Consider the following 19,459-nt stretch of genomic DNA (forward strand, 5'->3'; position numbering starts at 1 on the left):
TACGAGAGCTGCGATACCGCCGACCATGTGGATATGTGCTGAACCTGCGAAATCGTGGAATCCCCACTGGCTGAGCCAGCCGCCGCCCCAGCCCCAGTGAGCCTCGATAGGATAAACGACTGCACTGATGATAGCCGAGTATACACAGTAGGATAAGAACTTTGTTCTTTCAGCCATTGCACCTGAAACGATAGTAGCTGTTGTAGCACAGAATACAAGGTTGAATACGAAGTTTGACCAGTCGAATGAGCCGTAGGAAGTGAAGATGTCAAATCCGGGCTGTCCGATTATACCGACTAAGTCTTCACCGAAGAGAAGACCGAAGCCTATGAGAATGAAAACTACTGTACCGATACAGAAGTCCATTAAGTTCTTCATGATGATATTGCCTGCATTCTTTGCACGGGTGAAGCCTGTTTCCACCATTGCGAAGCCTGCCTGCATAAAGAATACGAGTGCAGCGCCTATAAGGAACCATACGCCAAAGACTATACCATTTGTCCCGTCCATGGCCTGTTGTAATATTGTCTGAGAGTCCATAGAAATACCTCCTTGAAAAGTTACAGCATAAAATTTAAGGGGCATATGACATACTGATAGCTCAGTACATCATACACCCCTTTGTGTATGGAATTAGCGCTATAAACCAAAAAAAGAGAACTGCAGACTTGTGGTCCGCAGCTCCCTTGCTGTTTACAATGCCATTATAGTCCCTCGGAAATGATTTGTCAATCCCCTTTTTGCAACTTTGTTAGAATTACATATATTTTTGCGGTTTAAACACAAAAAGAACTGGCTTGTATACAGTTCCATTTCTAATCAATAAGATCATTCTGAAAACGAGACAAATGCTCAAAAGGCAAAATTTGTCTGCCTCGGAACAGTCCGCAGCCATCATTTATGAGCTGATTATTTATGGCGCTGAACATATTCACATCTAAATCCGCAAGCTCAAGCTCCTGCAATTTTGTAAGGCGTTCATAGGCTTCATCAAAATAAATGCACTCGCCCATAGGTATCTCATCACGTTTTGTACGCCTTGCGTTCTGCAATCTTTCATAGCCGAAATGATTGGCGTCGCCTATTTCAGCGAAGTCGTCCATTTCCTTTGTGCGGAGCTGCACTTCCGTATAGCACCGCGCAAGATTGTCATAGAAGGTTATGTGCAGAGACTTGTAGCCAGTACTGCGCGGAGTTGAAACATAGTCGCGGTAATAGGGTCTGACTTCTTCTTTCAGGCGGTCGGAATATCTCTCCTCGGCAAAGCCCGAAAGCTCCGCTGTAAAGCCTCTTTCTTCAAGAAATTCAGGAAGGACATCGGCTATCTCATAGAGGTATTTCTGCTCAACTTCACTTCTTGATTCGCCGTTTTTTATATGACAGGCAGGCATTGATATGACTATGCGGTATGCGATAAGATCGCGGAAACATATCAGCTTGCTTTTTATTTCGGCTTCTGACGGAAACTTACCGTTTGCCTTGTAATATTTATAGATAAATTCGAGAATGTACCCGTTGAATTTTTCCTCGGAACGTATCAGAGATTTGATACGTCCTTTGAAAGTGAAAGCTAAAAACGGGTATTTGTAAAACTCCTTTATCCGCTGGGACTGTGATGTAAGGAAGTCGTTATGTTCAAGGAGCTCAATTATCTGGATAAGGAAATTCGAGTGTGCAAGGTCAATGCTGTTATGCGTCGATTTTGCGCTGTTTCGCAGGTCGTTGGAATACTGGTGCAGTATTTTCAGCACCGTATTTCCCGAGAATAAGTAATCGTTCAAAGCTATCATCTTATTATTTCTCCTGACTGATATTATTCCATATTGATTTCTTTGAGATCCAGTCCGTTTATGCGGCATATCTTTTTAAGCCTTTTTACAGTTCCGTTTCCGCCGCCGTCATTGATATAAACGTCATATTGTCCCTTGATACTGCCGAAAGTTATGACATCTTCCGCCTTTGCATACTCTTTGAGTTTTTCCATCATATTCTGTTTTGTAGCCAGCGGAGAGAATACTTTCAGATACATGAAGCCTTCAGATCCGGACTCGGAAATGCTTATTCTTATACGCTCTCCAAGCTGTTTCCGCAGCTTCCCTTCGAGCATGAAAATGCTGAATTTGTCGGCAAGAACCGTCAGATACAGCACACGTTCCTTATCATCTTTTCTGCGGTATTCCGAGCTGACGTAATTTCTGTATGCAGAACGACGGCAGGACTCAAAAAGCTCCTGTTCGGCGGCGTTTCTGAACTCGCCGTAATATATCAGCAGCGTTGAATCGAGCATTGCGTTCACAAAGCAGTGCAGACCGCAGTCAGCGATGATCTTCTCCGCCTCTGACGATACGTCGGACGGAAGAAAGACCGTTTCAAGATACCGCTTTTCCTTCACATCATAAAGCGCCGCTCCGTCCATAACGATAACAGGCAGTTGCAGCTCCACACCTTTCATTATGTCCATGAGCACAGCAGGAGTGCGGACAGTGGATATGGTGAATTTGACACCGCTGCGGATAAGCCTGTTCAGCTCAACCTTGCTGTATGCGGCGGAATGTCCTGCGGAAACAAGCACGTCGTCAATGCCGCTGACGTAAAGATTATCGGTATCATGTTTTATCGGCAGACGGAAATCGTTGACCGCTACACCGATGATTATTCCGATAAAGGTGTCAGTAACTCTGTTCAGAACGAAGAAATACGGGTTACTGTCGAATGAATGCGTCAGCGCGATACTGAGAAATACCACGCAGGAGAAAAACGAAGCGTTGCGCTTGTTCAGCACCACAGTTGTATATATCACAGGTATTATCACTGCACTTGCTGAAATATAAACTATCATCGGAACGGTAACATCTATCAGACGAAACAGCAGCAGGAACAGAAGTCCGTATACCGCGCCGATAAGCGTTCCCATAGAACGCTGAACTGCGTTGTTTTTTGTGGTGTCATTATACGGCTGTATGCACCACAAAGCTGCTAACACACCGTAAAACGGTATGCCGTTGCCTATGGGCAGAAGCGTCCTCGCGAAATATACAAGCATACATAAGCCGACTGCAATTGCAGATTTCATTATCCTTGCCCCTATGGGCGGAAATTCAAGTTTCAATGTTTTCACTCCAGAATATAAGGAGCTCCACAAAAGTGAAGCTCCATTGCTTAAACCGTATATATACAAAAAGGCGCTCCTCAAAACGAGAAGCGCCTTTGCTCTTTATCTGCATTATAACACGAACAGTCAGATTTGTCAAGAAAATAATACTGCTTGACAAAAAGTCCTGAATAGTGTATAATTATTATGTTAAGCAAAGGAGCTGTTTTTCAGCTCCTTTTTGTCTTTTTTAGGCCGATATGATGGGCGTTTCTGTCGTTATATTGCTTAAACAGCCCGTAATATCAAACCGATATCGTATATTAAACAGGAGAAAAAACTATGAAAAAAACACCTTTTATAACAAAGGAACAGGCAGAGGAGATAGCTCAGAATTTTCCGACACCTTTCCATATCTATGACGAAAAAGGTATCAGAGAGAATGCACGACTTGTAAAAAAGGCTTTTGCATGGAATAAAGGATTCAAGGAATATTTTGCTGTAAAGGCGACTCCGAACCCGTTTATTCTCAAAATATTGCAGGAAGAAGGCTGCGGCGTTGACTGTTCCTCCCTCACCGAGCTTGAACTGTCAGACGCCTGTGGTTTCTCAGGCAGTGACATTATGTTTTCGTCAAATGTTACGCCTGCGGCAGATTATGAACTTGCATACAAGCTCGGAGCATATATAAATATTGATGATATCACTCACATTGATTATCTTGAAAAGCTGACAGGTATTCCCGAGACTATATGCTGCCGTTTCAATGCAGGCGGTAACTTTACCATTTCAACTTTTGTCATGGACAAGCCTCAGGACGCAAAATACGGTTTTACCCGCGAGCAGATGTTTGAAGGCTTCAGACTTCTTATGCAGAAAGGTGCAAAGCATTTCGGAATCCATGCATTTCTTGCTTCCAATACCGTAACAAATGACTACTATCCGACGCTTGCAAAGCAGATGTTCCAACTTGCTGCTGATCTGAAAAAGGAAACAGGCGCGGATATAAAGTTCATCAATCTCTCAGGCGGCGTAGGAGTAGCATACAGACCCGAACAGACGCCGAATGACATTATTGCCATCGGAGAAGGAGTCCGCAGGGTCTTTGAGGAAATACTCGTCCCTGCAGAACTTGGTGACGTTGCTATATTTACAGAAATGGGAAGATTTATGCTTGCGCCTTATGGAGCGCTTGTAACCCGGGTACTGCATAAAAAACACATCTATAAAGAATATGTCGGCTGCGACGCCTGCGCTGCAAATCTGATGCGCCCCGCAATGTACGGAGCATACCACCATATCACCGTACTCGGAAAAGAGGACGAACCATGCACTTATAAGTGCGACGTAACAGGAGGACTGTGCGAGAATAATGATAAGTTTGCGATTGACCGTATGCTTCCGCCTGTCGATATCGGTGATCTGATATATATCCACGATACAGGAGCTCACGGTTTCTCAATGGGATACAATTACAATGGCAAGCTTCGCTCCGCCGAGCTTCTTCTCTGCGAAGACGGCAGTGTAAAAATGATACGCCGTGCTGAAACGCCTGCCGACTATTTTGCAACATTCGACTTTTGCAATATCCTTGATAAGTATCTTAAACCGTAATAATAAAACAGCCTTCGGTGCTTATCCAATGCACGGAAGGCTGTTTTTCTTGTATGAACAATCAGCTGCGAATTGAATCAAAAGCACATCATGGTAAGTTTTAACGCAGAAGTATCAGTTATTGATCTTTATCTTCTTTTTTGCGAAGCATTCCTGATTTTGTCAAAACGAACGCACCTGCAACAGTAAGTGCCATTGCTGCGGCAATAGTTCCTGCCATTACCATTGAATTGTTGCCTGTCTGCGGGAGACTGACTGCGCTCTTGTCTGAGTGGAGCTCGCCTGTTCCAGTGTCAGGGTCAAGAATGTATGCGTCGAAAGGTTTTTTGTTTTCGTCGTAAAGAGCTACAGTTACTGAATCATCTGCATTTATCATTGGCAGCGTATTTGCAGGTCTGATACCTGTCTTTCCCTCATAATCCTTTGCAGCCATGTCAGAGAGCTGTTCAACAGTGTACCTGCCGGGTTCTTCACGGCGAATAAAATGTGTCGGGCTGCCTTCCTGAGCTAAATAAATGTCATTGCAAGGACTTTCTTCGGGAGCTTTAAAGCCTGCATGGAAAGACATTTCTCTGTTTTTGACAAGCTCAAGACCTATTATTTTTTCTTCATTCTCATTCAGCCAGTACACAGCCTGCAAAGTACCGAAATCGTTACCGCCGGAATAGGAATATGTAAATCTGCCGTCTGTTCTGATATTGAGAACATTACAGCTTCCTTCGGTATCCTCATACCAGATACCTGCAACACTTGAAAAATCGTAGTTTTCAACTGCCATGATGTCGCGCCATTCGCCGTATTCATAGCTGCTTATCTTCCATTTGCCGTCATCAATTCTGAACTCTGCTTTGCCGTTGCCGAAAAGCTGATTTCCGCCTATCGTTATTGCTGAAAATCCGTCCATAGCAGGATCAAGAACAGCAATTCCGTACTCCGTTTCAAAACTGAAGAATGAACGGCCAACTGTTCTTACATAGAGCGAGCCGTTATATTCAGTGAAGCAGTAATCACATTCATTGATAAATCTGTCTCTGAGTTCACCTGTAATAGTATCAGCGATAAAACTCTTGAAATCGGCAATTGAAGTAAATCGGGCGTCTGTTACAAGTACATAATTGTCTATAACAGCGTCAACCACCGTATACATCGGGCTTGCGTTCATAACAGCCATAATGGTATTGAAGTCTTTCATTCTTGAAGCGGCTATTTCTTTTTTATCAGCAGTTTTTTCATCTGAGCTTTCGGGAAGAGCATTTTTTTCTGTGTTATCATTGCTCTGTGTGACGCGTACAAGCTGAGACATACCGCCGTTGCCTGTGATATAGACATCGCTGTCATTCTGGTGGCAGTAGCAGCCTGTATAGAATCCGTTATCGCCATAGAAAGAGAAATATGGTACACGGTCGGTGCCGCCGAATGTGTCGAACTCTAATTTTACTATACCGTTCTGAGTGTTGCCATCGATATCTGTGTATATGAATGTTCCGTCATCTTTTACGTCAATAAAGCCGCTGTCGGTTAAACTTGTTAAAACATTCTTTCCTTCTTCGGCTACCTGATATTTCCAATGACCAACGATATTGCTTATATCTGTTTTATCATCAGCTGATAAAGCTGAGAGCGGTTCTGATGCTGGCTCAATGTCGGCTGCAAATGCTGCAGCTGCTGGAAATGACGCTAATAATGCCAGTGAAGCGATACAGGAAATTATTTTTTTCATAATTATTACCTCCGTATTAAAATTGTCAGTTTTAATTCAGTTGAATGCCTTTCTGCGATTATATGATAGCATATATATTTCTCTCTGTGCTGAGAATTACAAAATTGTAATCGGACTTAATAAAAAAAGGAACGGTCAAAACCGTTCCTGAAAGAGTGCAGCAGTTATTTGATTCGTGTTATCTGTGACATACCGCCGTTGCCTGTCATATATACGTCAGAATGAGTATCATGGCAGTAACAGCCGATAAAGAACTCATCGCCCTCATAGAAAGCGAAGAACGGAATACTGTAATCTTCGCCGAATGTATCATAATCTACCTTTACCGTACCCGAATGGGATTTGCCGTCAAGGTCGGTATAGACGTATGTACCGTCTGACTTTATATCGATTACGCCATTGTCTGTTGCTCCTGCTGTGATATTCATACCTTCCGGAGCTATTTGGTATTTCCACTGACCAACAAGCTCGCTGATATCAGTAATAAAAGCCTGCATAGCGTCTGTGGGGATCTCCCTGACATAATCTGCGCTTATATAACCTGTTTTTCCATTATAGCTTGTGCAGTACCAGCCAGCCTTGCCGCATGAATAAACATCTATCTGGGTATCCTTGGGTATAGAAGCTAAAATATCTGCTGTCGGGAACGGTTCTGCTCTCAGGTTCAGGTCGCCTGAATCGGTAGCAACGTAACCGCCGAATAAACGGTAACGATCATCTAAAACAAGAGCTTCACTCTGTGCTTCTTTAGGAGCCTGAGCATTATCCGAAGCTTTTTCCTGTGTTTTGTCTTCAGCCGAAGCAGCTGTTTCTGATTCTGTTTTTTCATTTCCTGCCGCTGTAGCTGCAGCAGATGATGTTGTTGCAACTGTCGTAACATTTCCGGAAGTTCCGTCTGTTTCTGTTTTTCCGCATGATACCATTGATGACATCATTGTAAGTATTGCAAGACATATAGCTGTTTTTTTCATAATAAACGCTCCTTTGTTTTTAATTCAGAGAAGCACACGATCTCTGTTGACAATGCCATTATAGCATATTGACAGAGATCATGTTGTATAATTACAAATTTGTAATCGGAGAATATTTTTCAGAATATAACTCGTCTGAGAACATACTCACCATCAGAGGTGGAAGCTATTTCATATGTGCTCATATCGTCCATATTCAGATGCTTTTTCAGCCTGGAAATATTGACTCTTATTGTGTTTTTGCTGTCCTCAACATCGCAGCCGTAGATGTTTGTGTATATATCACGGTAGCTGATACGCTCTCCCAACCGTGAGGCAAGCATATACAGTATCTGAAGCTCACGCTGGGGCAGTGAGCACTCTGTGCCGTCAAGAACGGCAGAACCCGCAAAAAGGTCTACTGTAAGATATGGCAGTTCTATCTTAGGGTGCTGTGGCGCTTGTCTGACATTGCGGCGGAGCTGAGCCTCTATACGTGCTTTTAATACATTAAGGTCATAGGGCTTGGTTATGTAGTCGTCGCCTCCGCTGCGGAAGCCCATTATCACGTCATCATTTTCATCGCGGGCTGTAAGGAATATAACGGGAGCATTTGTTTTCTGCCTGAGTATCTTGCAGAAATCCATTCCGTCTCCGTCGGGAAGCATAACGTCAAGGAGTACAAGGTCGGGAACACATTCCTCCAGTTTGAATGCGGCAGTCTGCACCGAATCCGCACAATGAACGGTATATCCTTCATTTTCAAGAAATGAACGGTTGATTCGCATGATATCGGAATCGTCTTCTACTAATAATATGTGTGACATAAAAAATCCCCCTGATTACAGTTCTGTAATCCAGTCCGCTTATAAGTAAAAATAATATGGTGACGCAGCACATATCGATGGGAAAGGCGCATGATTCTTGAACTTGCTCCCTGCGATACTGAAAGCCCTGTACGCGAGACCGTTGAGGCTTATTCCGCAGTTCCGGGCAAAAACAATAATCGCCTTGCACTTTGCGATCCTATTGATCTGCTGAAGTCAATGCAGAGAGCGAAGCCGGTAAGGGTACTGCGTTTATATTTACTTTGCCAATAAAATAAGTATATTTTACATTATACCATACATAAGCCAAAATAGCAACAACTGTATCAAAAAGTTATTGTTAAATCAATGTTTCTGAATTAATAGTTATTACATAATAAAAAACAGCCTGTACGTTTCCGTACAGGCTGTGCCTGATATAATTTAAAATGGCAGTTAATTAATGAGCAGCCATATATGTATTATCCGATCTTGCTGAAACCGACCTGACGCGCAGTACCTTCCTTGCAGTCTTCCCAAAAGAGCGTACCGCCCTTGATATCGAATCTTGCTGTGCCGTCACTGTAAACCGTCACGGGCTCCTGAATATCACCGTTCGGTGCATGATCTGTTCTGTTCAGCGTTCCTCCGTCGGTGCATTCGATATATGTGCCGTCTTCACTGCATACGCAGCTGTAATTCCATATATAGTCCGCAACCGCACTGTGTGCGGAAACTTCTGCGTTAATGGATTCGCGATTCCTGCTGATCTGAATGTAATAATTATTGCCGTTCCATTGCGTTTCACTCGCCCACTGCCCGATATACTCCTCAAATGGATCTTCAATTGTTACAGGAAGGGTGTTTTCTTCTGCAGGAGAATAGTCTCCTGACATGACGAAGGATAGAGCAGATGGATCAAAGCCCGAGCAGAGCCTCGGCGGCATATCATCTGACCAGCTCAGTCTGAGATCCTCCCATTTGCTGCCGTCAGCCTTGAAGAAACAGTACCATGTGTCAGAATGTGTACCGTCAAGGTCCTGTATCTCGATTTCAGTTTTGCCGTATTCTTTTCCGCCACCGCGGTATGCAAGCTCGTATGAGCCGTCAGCATCTATGGTAAGAGTACGCGGATCAAGGGCGTTTTCTTCATACCACGTACCAACTATAAGCATATAATCAGACTTGTTTATAGGTGAAGCACCGCTGCTTGCAAGTGATTCTGCTGTTGAAGCGTTTTCATTTGCTTTGGTTTTGGTTTTTTGGGTGTTATCCTTTGCATTTGCAGTGTTTGAAGCTGTTTGACTTACTGTCGAAGCAGCCGTTGTTGACACTGCTGTTATGGAAGCTGTGATCTTTGATGATACTCCGCCGTTTTCTGATGATGTACGTCCGCATGAAACTGTTGCAGACAGCATTGTAAGTATTGCAAGACCGTAAACTATCTTTTTCATAATAATCCTCCTTTAATGTTTTTTTCAGGGTCGTTTGTCATGTCTATAATGCTATTATACAACATTGCGGCAAGGAATGTTGTATAATTACAGATTTGTAATCCTATATACTTTGGCCTGAAAATATGATATAATGTTCGTAACAAAAGTTGTAAATCCCTTTAAGGAGCAAATAAATATGAAAAATAACAGTTCTAAAAGCCGTTTGCTTAAAAGGCGGCTTCTTATCGCGTTTACTACCAGTCTTCTGGCTGTTATCGGCATATGCACCGTTATTTTCAATGTTATGTATCATCAGGCATTGAAAAGCGTTGATAAGCACTCCACAGAGCTTGCCGATAAAACGGTAAATATTGTTTCTGAAGCGTATTATCAGATGAATCTCGCAGCAGCACAGGGGACAATGTCTTTATTCGGCAGAAATATAGGTACTGAAATTAGTGCGTATGATCAGCATTTCAGCGATCAGGAAGAACTTATCACATATGTGGCGCCAAGTGCGCAGCCGTATTTAAGTGATTCGTGTCATTCAAGCGGAATATTCTTTATACTTACAAAGGACAGTATACAGGGCATAAATTTACAATATGATGAAAGCTGCGATCAGCTTGCAGAAGAATTGTTTGAGACCCTTGATCAGATAGTGAAAGAATCGCCGAAATACTACGGATATTATCCGACTTTCAGAGATTTTGTCTATAATCATCGCAAAACTCCGGGCGGAAATTACTTAAAAGCAGGAAAAGGTCAGATAATCGCATGGGACAACCTCATAAACTACTCGGAATATGACCTGTGTTACGGTATAATAGTAAATAACGCCAATAACTGGCTCGTAGAACCTGTGAATGAAGTTGCCAAAATCGAGACGGTCGCGCTCAACAGAAGATTAAATACCATGTTCAGGAAATACGTTTATATAATGCTCGCTTTTTTAGGCGGAGTTTTTCTGCTGTTTATCATCATTTCCTTTATTCTTTCCAAAAAGCTTGCGGATCCTGTCGTTTCTGAGCATGATATGCTCGTAAAGGTAAACGAAATGAAGACCGCTTTCCTCTCTGACGCTTCTCACGAATTGAAAACGCCTCTTGCAGCAATGTCAGGTTATGCCCAGAATGCGGAAATGGAGCTGATAAACGGCGGCGATACAGCTCTTATACAGGAAAAACTCAAGCGTATCAGTTCCGAATCCAATCGTATGGCTCTCATGGTGACGCAGATTCTCGATGCTACACGAATTGAGGAAGGACGCATGGTTCTTGAACTTGCTCCCTGCGATATTGAAAGCCTTGTGCGCGAGACTGTTGAAACCTATTTTGCTGTCCTAAACAAGAACAACAACCGCCTTGCGCTCCGTATACCGCTCGAATTGCCGAAGGTCGAAGCCGACAGTTCAAGATTGCAGAGAGTATTCGTCAATCTCATCTCTAATGCTCTGAAACATACAAAAAACGGCACAATACTCGTTAAGGCAGAGAAAGAAGAGAGCTTCGTCAAAGTCACCGTAAAAGATACGGGAAGCGGTATCACTGAAGAGGATATGCCTCATATCTGGGAGCGCTATTACAAGGGTAAGCACTCCGAAACAGGAACAGGATTGGGATTGTTCATATGCAAATTCATAATCGAGTCCCACGGCGGAAAGATATGGGCAGAAAGTGAAGTCGGTAAGGGTACGACGTTTATGTTTACGTTGCCTGTAAAATAAGAATATTCCCGCAAAGGCTGCTATCGTCAGTGGACTGTTTCACGTTCGAGCCGTATATCAGCGTCAAGGGCAAAAGCTGGCTTTTGCTTTTATCCGAATCTGATATTTTAGATGGATTTATTGAGTTTTCGTTTCCTGTAAAGGTACAATTGAAATTTATAATGATATTGTTATAATCGCTTCGATGATTGGTGGCGGTGAAACGGCTTATATTTCGCGATCTGACGGTAAAGTTTTTTCTGCATTTGAAGGTGAGATCAAAGAGTATAAAGACTTTGATGATTTTGACCATGCAGTCATTGTATATAGAATCAATGGCTGAGGAATATCTTGGGGCAGACTGGGGCGATATATATGATGAACGGTTTAACGCCGTATTCTGAATATGGATTAAAAAAGCAGCCGATAACGACTGCTTTTTCATACTATTTATTATTATCATCTTCCGGCCAGGGAGATGTATAGTGAAACTTGCCCGAGTTCATATCCATGGCAACATAATCATCTAATCGGCGCATTAAGTTGCCTTTGGAGTCAACGCCAACTTTATTGTTGAACGGCGTTATAAAATCATTGTCATTATAGTCAAAAACAGCTGCACGCATAGTTGATCCTCCTTTTTTAGGCTTGGATTTGCCATGTTCGTGGAGTTTATACATTAATATCAGACTTTATCATGCAATAAACATTTGTATCACCTCTTTTAAGACAGAAGCCTCGATTTCTATATATTTATTATATCACAATTCAACAGATTTGTCAACATATAGTTGAAAGTGCACAACGCAAAAATAATTTTCGGGAATGTGTGAGAGTTTCGGCTTTTTCATACGTCTAATTAGTGAAAGGTATATAATAAGCAGCTTACTTTTGTAAATATTTTTTATAGTAAGCCGCAGTGTTCTTGGTAAAAGGAGGTCTTGTTATGAAAAAAGCGAGAAAAACCTTAGCTGTTATCACTTCAATGGCACTATTCGCCTGCACAGCAGTTGTACCGCTGAGTACAGATGCGGGAATAGTAACGGACAATACCCGTTCTGAGTTTGACAGCGGTGAAGAGACTGTCGACGTAAGGATACTTTTCAATTTTGATGCTAAAATACTTGACCAAGTTAAAGGTGAAGCGCATCAAAAGGCTGAGGAACTCAGTAAAGAGTATTATGACAGCCTTGACGTGTTAAAGTATACAGAACTTGAACGATTGAGTATGCAAAGAGAATACTTTAACGTGAATTATGAAAGGCTTTCAAAAGAACTGATGGAAAAAGCTAAAAAAGATCTTGCGAAACCTGTACTTGAAGATATCGGTGTTGAAATTACTGAAGATATTGAATATCCGAATTACGGATTTATCCTCTGTAAGCTCAATAAAGAACAGCTTTCAAAAGCTGAAAATAATGATATCATAAAGTCAGTATCAGTTGATAAAGACTGGGATAATGGAAATTACATAGGCACTCCCTCGATATATCCTGTGTTTACCGGAACCACATCAACATATGTAAATACAAAGTCTGCTTCTAAAACCACAACCGTTACTGTAACTACGGGTATAGTTACAACATTGGAGTATTATGGCACTGATATGTTTACAGACATAATAAAAGATATCGATAATTTTACGATCCGATTTGAGAAGCATGGAAGATATCGTTATCTTTCAAATGCAATCAAAGATCAGCTTTTGAAGCATAAGATCGGAGATGAAATAACCGTAAGCTTTGAATATCTTAAAGTCAATGATACAGATACTCCACGTATCGATAAGATACTTGCGCTGAATTCTCCGAATTTGCCTCTTGGGGATTTGAATAACGACGGTCAGATCAATGCCGTGGACGCTTCAGCTGTTCTTGCGTACTATGCAATGATATCGACAAATAAAGACGCTGATCTCAATAATGATCAAAAAAAGGCGGCAGATGTAAACTGTGACGGTCAGGTCAATGCAGTCGATGCTTCCAATATACTTTCATACTATTCATATCTATCGACTGCAAAAGGATATAATGTACCTTTAGCAGAGTATATAAAGTGAAACGACATCTGAATAAAGGAGATACACAAAAAGGGACTTTCCGTTCGGAAAGTCCCTTTTCTGCTGTCTAAGCATAATTATATAGCATAAACCTTCATATCAAGCCTTTTTTCAAACTCTTCAACAGGCATGGGCTTGTCAAACAGGTAACCCTGTGCGAGCTCGCAGTCGTTCTCTCTCAGGACTTCGAGCTGAGCAGGCGTTTCCACGCCTTCAACGATACATTCGAGTCCCATTTCTTTTGCCATTGAGACAACGTGCTTGAACATGATATTACAGGTGCTGTTTTCGTTTTCTTCGCCGCAGGGCAGAAAACAGCGGTCGACCTTGATAACGTTCCAGGGGATGACGCGTATCAGGTTCAGCGAGGAATAACCCATTCCGAAATCATCGACAGAGGTATATATCCTTTCCTTCTGCAGGCCGCCAACGATACGCTGCAAGTCCTTGAACTCAACGTCCGTATTGGTCTCGGTCAGCTCTATCTCAATATATTCATGAGGAATGTTGTATCTTTCAATGATATCCATGATAGAATCAAGCAGAGTAACGTCCATCATGTGCTTTCTTGAGAGGTTTACGGACACACGTACCACTTCGCGTCCCTCATCTATCCATTTGCGTATATGGCTGCACACTTGTTCGAGCATATAGAAGTCGAGCTTGCATATATCGCTTGTTTCTTCGAGAACCGGTATGAATTTTACAGGCTGAACTATTTCTCCGTTGCGGAACCAGCGGCAGAGCGCCTCTGCGCCGCACATCTCGCCGTTTATATTCACCTTTGGCTGATAAAACACCTGAAACTCTTTATTTCTCAGAGCTTCCGTGAAATGCTGCTGTATTCTCTTGGAATATTCTCTTTCATAGATCATTTTATCGTCAAAGAACACTATATTGGTATGTCCGCCGTTTCTCGCGGTATTATAGGCGTGCATTATCTTTCCCATTATATCGTTGGGATTGCGGACCTCATATCCGTCAGGGATATTGAATACTCCTGCACAGGAGGTGAGGGAGATCATTCCTCCGTCATTATCGTAAGGGACATTTGCTTCCGTAAGGTATTCCAGCAGCTGGGGAAGCACTGATCTGTCGCAAATGCATACAAATGCGTCGCCGCCGAGTCGAGCAATTATACCTGTATCGCCTATCATTCTGCGTATAGTTTCGTAGTGTGCGCGGAGCACGATATTGCCTGCGATCCTGCCAAATTCTTCGTTAACAAGCGAAAAATGCCTGATATTATAGTTTACGGAGGACATATTGTCCAGATCCCCGGACTTTCCCTTCCATGCGAGGTAATTGAAAAAGCTGCGGATATTACGGAAACCGTCATCGTCATAGAATGCAAGCTCTTCTGCTATGTCCTGGAACTTGCTGCGGCTGATAAAAGCAAGCACTGTTCTTGCGGTAAGATCGACTTTTTCAAATTCGTCATCAGAGAGCGGAGCTTCATTTTCGTCCATATATACAGTCATCGTCGTTATGGACATAAGCTTTGTAACAATACGCAGTTCATGTACTGGCTTTCCGTTTTTTCCGGTATCGAAGCAGATAAGGGTCTCGCCTCTGCCAATCTGTTCCTCCGCAGGACTGCGGTATATATGCGCCGTTATTCCGGAAAGTCTGAACATCGGCGCTATCTCGTTCAGTAAATCCTTTACAAGTTTGAGATCAGCGGAAATATCAACATTTGCGGTAGCTGCTGCGAGTTTTCCGAACACATTGTAAAAACGCAATGTTGATTCATCGCTCATTTTCATTTTTATGTCACCCATTTCCTTAGCGGGATAGTTTTAACTGTATACTCATCTGTTTTTCGGGCATACACATAAAATATTATATCACAGATCCGTCATTAAATCAAGTTTTTACTCCTGAAAATTTCTGACCAGAATAGAGAATGCGGCAGTTGTGCCTGCCGCATTCTCTTTACATATCCAAAAAGCTATCAGTAGATATTCAGGTGTTTCTTTGTTGCAGATTCAGTTTCGGGCTCGATCTCCATATCGCCGTCGTCCGTGAAGCTGAATGAAGCCTCTGAGTCGCCCGAAAAGCTGAACGACATTTCTGTATCCTCGGAGAGAGGTGTGAACTTGTCAACCTTATCGAGGTATGCTATGAAGCTTGAATACTCGTCGCTCTGATCCATTATCATTCTGCCGTTTTTGTAAGTCATTGTAAGCGGCTCGTCGGAGTCTGCCTGATCAATGTTCATGATGATCTCGCCGTTTCCCTTGTCCTCCCAGGTGAGGTCAAAAGGCTCGGGCTGGACCAGAGTTGTAAGGAACGAGAAGAATGTACCCTTATTGCCCTCCATAAGCTCTACCTGAAACAGAGTATTGACGTCTGCGCCCCATAAGTTATCTGTCTTTTCGCCGTCTGTTTCGATCTCGCTGCACTCCCACTTGCCTACATAGTCCGAAACGCTCTTTTTTGAATTCTTTCCGTCAGAGTCGTAATCCTTAGTTACCTTGAACTTTACATTGCAGCTTGCAAGAGCAACTGTGCAGCAAACGAGTGCGGATGTTAAACATAATACCTTTTTCATAAATAAACCCTCCTAAATCATGGCTGTCATTTTTTGAGTTCATTGCAACCTGTTTGATTGTCATCTGAACCTCTTGACATTTGCATTATAGCATGAGGGGAGCTGATTGTCAAATTTTTGAAAGTGGTAGGACAACTGACGGAATATCGCCTTGCACGGTCAATCTGTGAGCTGAGATGAATCCTGATGCGTTAAAAATAAAAATCAACTCATCTGCCGGAAACTTCCGCAGGCAGGCAAAAAACGGCAATATACCGGGATTTTTGCAAATAAAAAATGCAAATCTGCTTTTTCAACCAACTTATCAACCTTTTCAACATAAAATTATGCACTATGCAACAAAACAGGCAAAAAAGAAGACAGACACGCAATTTGCGCATCTGTCCGTTAATTATTTATTCATTTTCTTCGTAGAGCTCAGTGGTCTCTTCTTCTTCGCTTGCACTTGTAAGCTCGGGAGCTTCCTCAAAAGCCTTAGTGGGGGCTTCTTCTACAAGGGGCTTCTGACCCTTATATACAGTAACTATGAAACCGTCCACGTTATTGCCCGAGATCTCGTATCTTACTCCGTTCGGAACAGGAACGCTGGTAGTTTCCGCGCCGTCGTCCGAGGGAACGAAGTATACCTCATAGTCGCTGGTATCGTTCGAAAACTCAAGATGTTCGCCGTCATAGGGGTGCTTGCGGATAAGGTCTATATACTCCTCGAGGCAGAGGTCGTTGGAGTCCATATAGTAAGCGTGAGGTATTCCCACATAGCGGAAATGCCAGGGCTCGTCCTTGAACTTTGTGATATCCTCTTTATCCTTGGTGTAGCGGACTATAAATCCGTATCTGTAGCAGTTTGCGTTGAGCCACTGGAAATCGCCCTTGCCGTCATAATCGTAGTTGGTAGTTTCCGAGAAGTCGAAAGCAAGACCCGATTCATGCTCGCTGTATCCGGGAGGTGCCACGCTTTTTGACTCAGAATCGCCTGTTTTATCGAGATCAGCCTGATAGAGCTCCTCCTGGAACTCATTGGTGCGGTATGAACCGTAGATTATAAGGGTATCGTTACCCGTCTCATTGTAGAAGTCCTGTATCATATTCGCCATAGGAACATAGACCTGCTTGAGTATGGTATAGGTACTGTCAACGGCAGTAAAGCAGGTACGATCGTTCTCCTGGTTCATTTCTATAATGCTGACGAGGTCCTCATTGTGCGACGAGAAGTACTGATGATCCTTGTTGATCAAGATAAGGTCTCCGTAGAACTTGGATTTGCTTTCGACCAGGCGCGACTCATATATGATCTGGTTAGGGTCTTGGGGAGTTGTCGCAGTCGTATCTGTGGAGGCTATATCCCTGTTATCGTAAAAAGGGGACTGCTCCACCCTTGTAACGTCGGTAAAAGCGCTCTTTGCAAAAAATCCGCAGGTGCCGAGAAGAACAAGGCTGATGATAACCTCGGTAGTGGTCTTGGCGTGCCTGATACTTTTTTCTTTGCTTATTCTTTTCTTAGACATATGTCTGCTCCAATCCGCTGTCACAATACAGCATAACAATGTTTGACTTTTGTTCTTTTTATCTCTGTTTTCCGAATATCGGGATAGTTTCTTATATTATAACATATTTCTCTGTAAAAATATAGGGGGTCAGGGTTATATTTGTAAAATCACGGTATATGAATAACAATAAAGCGGAATTAACTGTAGTATTTCACTAATGGGGAGGAACTTTATCCACCGTAACTGCCATGATTTCGCGCTGAAACTCCCATAAATCAGGCATATAGCGTTATTCTGTACAAAATCCGAGCTGATTTAGCGCCGTATTGCACAATCTTTTATTAAACTACTTGAAAAACCATTAACTTAATGTTATAATATAGATGTGAAAGTATGTATTGGCAGAGCTGTATTCAGGGGGAACGGCGTTGCAACAGCACGTTCTGCTTATGTTTTCGGCTCTGCGGTTTTTCTGTATTTTCGCCTTAAGGAGTGATGTTTATGAAATGTCCACAGTGCGGAACGAATAATGAAGCGGGTTTCAGGTTCTGCGTTAAGTGCGGAGTTAACCTTGAAGATCCGCAGGATATTAACATTGAACAGTTAGATATGGGCGGATATCATTCTGAAGACGATCCTGCAACAGGCGGATTTACCCTCGGCAGCGGCACTTTCACCATCAGCGACACATCATCGAGGGACTCCTCTTCAGACCTTTATACCGCCGCTGAACTGAATGATTCGGATGAAGAGTTCGATTTCAGCAGCTTTGACGATATAGACGAGCCTTTTATCCCCAAGCTGGATACGGGCAGAGTTACATTGCCCGAGCAGTCCAAGGCTGTAAGGCAGGCACAGATGCAGAACGCCGCAGGCGGTTTCCGTCCGCAGGGCGTAATGCAGGGTATACCTGCGCCTCAGGGTGCTATGCAGGGCATACCTGCCCCACAGGGCGCTATGCAGGGAATACCTGCGCCTCAGGGCGCTATGCAGGGTATACCTGCCCCACAGGGCGCTATGCAGGGCATTCCTGCACCGCAGGGTGCTATGCAGGGAATACCTGCGCCTCAGGGAGCACAGCAGATGGGCGGTATGCCTGTTTACGGTCAGCCTGTTATGCTTGCACAGCCTCAGCTCATAGGCTACGACCAGAACGGACAGCCCCTTTTCGGACAGCCCGTGATGTATCAGCCTCAGCTTATCGGCTACGACCAGAACGGTATGCCTGTCTACGGACAGCCTGTTATGTACCAGCCTCAGATAATCGGTTACGACCAGAACGGTATGCCTGTTTACGGACAACCTGTCATGTATCAGCCGCAGATGGGCGAACTGCCTGAGGGCGCGGCGCCGCAGGCAGGTATGCAGGCAGTTCCGAATATGGGCGGTATCCCTGCGAATCAGTTCGCGCAGTCTCAGCCTGTACCTCCTCCCGTTGAGGATAAGGAAAAGGTGGAAGTTCCCGACGATTTCTGGGAATTTTTCGACGGCGGAAAGGCTACGGAGCACGCCGAAATGGACACCGACGACTTCTTCGGCAAGCGCGGTGACGAGATAGACGGCATGAAGCGCTTCGAGAAAAAGGGCAACCCGTATATGAACGATACCCCTCTTGTTGACGCCAGCGCTCTGAAAAAGAACGAATCCGCAAAATTCAACAAGTTTTATATGAAGTCCGCTGATACTGTCAATGCTGACGACCTCAAAGCCAATCAGGAATCCCTACGCTTTAATTATATGGGCTCAACGAAGAATGTTGACGCTTCCAACCTGCTTGCAAACGAAAGGGGCAGGGCAAGGAACATGATGGGCGGAACTATGCAGGCGAACGCAGACGAGCTGGAAGCTGCAAAGGCTAATCCGCGCAGAGGCTCTATGATGGCGCAGGCGGATAAAGCAGTTCAGGCAATGCCTAAGAAGGCAAAGACCTACAACGACGAAATAGACGCGATCGAGCTTCCCGAAGAGATGAAAGCAAAGAAGACCGCAAGAAACACAGTGGAAATTCCCGGCTTGCCGGAAATTTAATAAATCAAT

The 19,459-nt window shown here is 43.5% G+C and carries 16 protein-coding genes; 5 read left to right on the top strand and 11 right to left on the bottom strand.

Going from position 1 to position 19,459, the window contains the following annotated elements; translation table 11 throughout:
• The 3 genes from IKW96_RS01390 to IKW96_RS01400 all read right to left on the bottom strand — a co-directional run.
• A partial coding sequence (locus tag IKW96_RS01390) for an ammonium transporter (protein ID WP_367112937.1) occupies window positions 1–540 on the bottom strand: 540 nt, incomplete at its 3' end.
• A gap of 275 nt (window positions 541–815) precedes the next feature.
• Window positions 816–1,790, bottom strand: a complete 975-nt coding sequence (locus IKW96_RS01395; RefSeq protein ID WP_296569494.1) for a guanosine polyphosphate pyrophosphohydrolase — start codon at window positions 1,788–1,790, stop codon at window positions 816–818.
• Between the two features lie 23 nt (window positions 1,791–1,813).
• The gene (locus IKW96_RS01400; RefSeq protein ID WP_296569496.1) at window positions 1,814–3,109 is read right to left on the bottom strand and encodes an FUSC family protein; all 1,296 of its coding nucleotides are present in this window, start codon (window positions 3,107–3,109) and stop codon (window positions 1,814–1,816) included.
• A 324-nt stretch (window positions 3,110–3,433) separates the two neighbouring features.
• On the opposite strand from IKW96_RS01400, the gene IKW96_RS01405 reads away from it, so the two are divergent.
• Window positions 3,434–4,705: a diaminopimelate decarboxylase gene (locus IKW96_RS01405; RefSeq protein WP_296569499.1), complete on the top strand. Its 1,272-nt coding sequence runs from the start codon at window positions 3,434–3,436 to the stop codon at window positions 4,703–4,705.
• Between the two features lie 118 nt (window positions 4,706–4,823).
• On the opposite strand, the gene IKW96_RS01410 is transcribed toward IKW96_RS01405, so the two are convergent.
• The 3 genes from IKW96_RS01410 to IKW96_RS01420 all read right to left on the bottom strand — a co-directional run bounded on the left by IKW96_RS01410 (window position 4,824) and on the right by IKW96_RS01420 (window position 8,202).
• Window positions 4,824–6,425 (bottom strand): LPXTG cell wall anchor domain-containing protein, encoded by a 1,602-nt coding sequence (locus IKW96_RS01410; protein ID WP_296569501.1) that lies wholly within the window; start codon window positions 6,423–6,425, stop codon window positions 4,824–4,826.
• A gap of 164 nt (window positions 6,426–6,589) precedes the next feature.
• Window positions 6,590–7,396 (bottom strand): SH3 domain-containing protein, encoded by an 807-nt coding sequence (locus IKW96_RS01415; RefSeq protein WP_296569503.1) that lies wholly within the window; start codon window positions 7,394–7,396, stop codon window positions 6,590–6,592.
• 119 nt (window positions 7,397–7,515) lie between these two features.
• A complete protein-coding gene (locus IKW96_RS01420; protein ID WP_296569505.1) occupies window positions 7,516–8,202 on the bottom strand; it encodes a response regulator transcription factor in 687 nt (228 codons plus the stop codon).
• A gap of 90 nt (window positions 8,203–8,292) precedes the next feature.
• On the opposite strand from IKW96_RS01420, the gene IKW96_RS01425 reads away from it, so the two are divergent.
• Entirely contained in the window at window positions 8,293–8,475 is a 183-nt protein-coding gene (locus IKW96_RS01425) for a hypothetical protein (protein ID WP_296569507.1), read from the top strand.
• Between the two features lie 188 nt (window positions 8,476–8,663).
• Here IKW96_RS01425 and IKW96_RS01430 read toward each other — a convergent pair whose 3' ends face one another.
• Window positions 8,664–9,635 carry a hypothetical protein gene (locus IKW96_RS01430; protein WP_296569509.1) on the bottom strand — a complete coding sequence of 324 codons (972 nt, stop codon included), beginning with the start codon at window positions 9,633–9,635 and terminating at the stop codon, window positions 8,664–8,666.
• Between the two features lie 178 nt (window positions 9,636–9,813).
• Between IKW96_RS01430 and IKW96_RS01435 the strand changes: the two genes are divergently transcribed.
• Complete coding sequence (locus tag IKW96_RS01435; RefSeq protein WP_296569511.1) at window positions 9,814–11,343, top strand: HAMP domain-containing sensor histidine kinase; 1,530 nt, start codon at window positions 9,814–9,816, stop codon at window positions 11,341–11,343.
• Between the two features lie 425 nt (window positions 11,344–11,768).
• On the opposite strand, the gene IKW96_RS01440 is transcribed toward IKW96_RS01435, so the two are convergent.
• Entirely contained in the window at window positions 11,769–11,948 is a 180-nt protein-coding gene (locus tag IKW96_RS01440; RefSeq protein WP_296569513.1) for a hypothetical protein, read from the bottom strand.
• A gap of 320 nt (window positions 11,949–12,268) precedes the next feature.
• Here IKW96_RS01440 and IKW96_RS01445 point away from each other — a divergent pair, with 320 nt between their 5' ends.
• Window positions 12,269–13,381 (top strand): dockerin type I domain-containing protein, encoded by a 1,113-nt coding sequence (locus IKW96_RS01445; RefSeq protein WP_296569515.1) that lies wholly within the window; start codon window positions 12,269–12,271, stop codon window positions 13,379–13,381.
• Between the two features lie 77 nt (window positions 13,382–13,458).
• On the opposite strand, the gene IKW96_RS01450 is transcribed toward IKW96_RS01445, so the two are convergent.
• The 3 genes from IKW96_RS01450 to IKW96_RS01460 all read right to left on the bottom strand — a co-directional run bounded on the left by IKW96_RS01450 (window position 13,459) and on the right by IKW96_RS01460 (window position 17,440).
• The gene (locus IKW96_RS01450) at window positions 13,459–15,147 is read right to left on the bottom strand and encodes a GGDEF domain-containing phosphodiesterase (RefSeq protein WP_296569517.1); all 1,689 of its coding nucleotides are present in this window, start codon (window positions 15,145–15,147) and stop codon (window positions 13,459–13,461) included.
• 188 nt (window positions 15,148–15,335) lie between these two features.
• The gene (locus IKW96_RS01455) at window positions 15,336–15,935 is read right to left on the bottom strand and encodes a hypothetical protein (protein WP_296569519.1); all 600 of its coding nucleotides are present in this window, start codon (window positions 15,933–15,935) and stop codon (window positions 15,336–15,338) included.
• 395 nt (window positions 15,936–16,330) lie between these two features.
• Window positions 16,331–17,440 carry a M15 family metallopeptidase gene (locus IKW96_RS01460; RefSeq protein WP_296569522.1) on the bottom strand — a complete coding sequence of 370 codons (1,110 nt, stop codon included), beginning with the start codon at window positions 17,438–17,440 and terminating at the stop codon, window positions 16,331–16,333.
• Between the two features lie 483 nt (window positions 17,441–17,923).
• On the opposite strand from IKW96_RS01460, the gene IKW96_RS01465 reads away from it, so the two are divergent.
• Window positions 17,924–19,450: a hypothetical protein gene (locus tag IKW96_RS01465; RefSeq protein ID WP_296569524.1), complete on the top strand. Its 1,527-nt coding sequence runs from the start codon at window positions 17,924–17,926 to the stop codon at window positions 19,448–19,450.
• Window positions 19,451–19,459 lie beyond the last annotated feature (9 nt).

It is taken from the genome of Ruminococcus sp. (assembly GCF_017549005.1).
In the GTDB taxonomy this organism is placed as follows: Bacteria; Bacillota; Clostridia; order Oscillospirales; family Ruminococcaceae; genus Ruminococcus.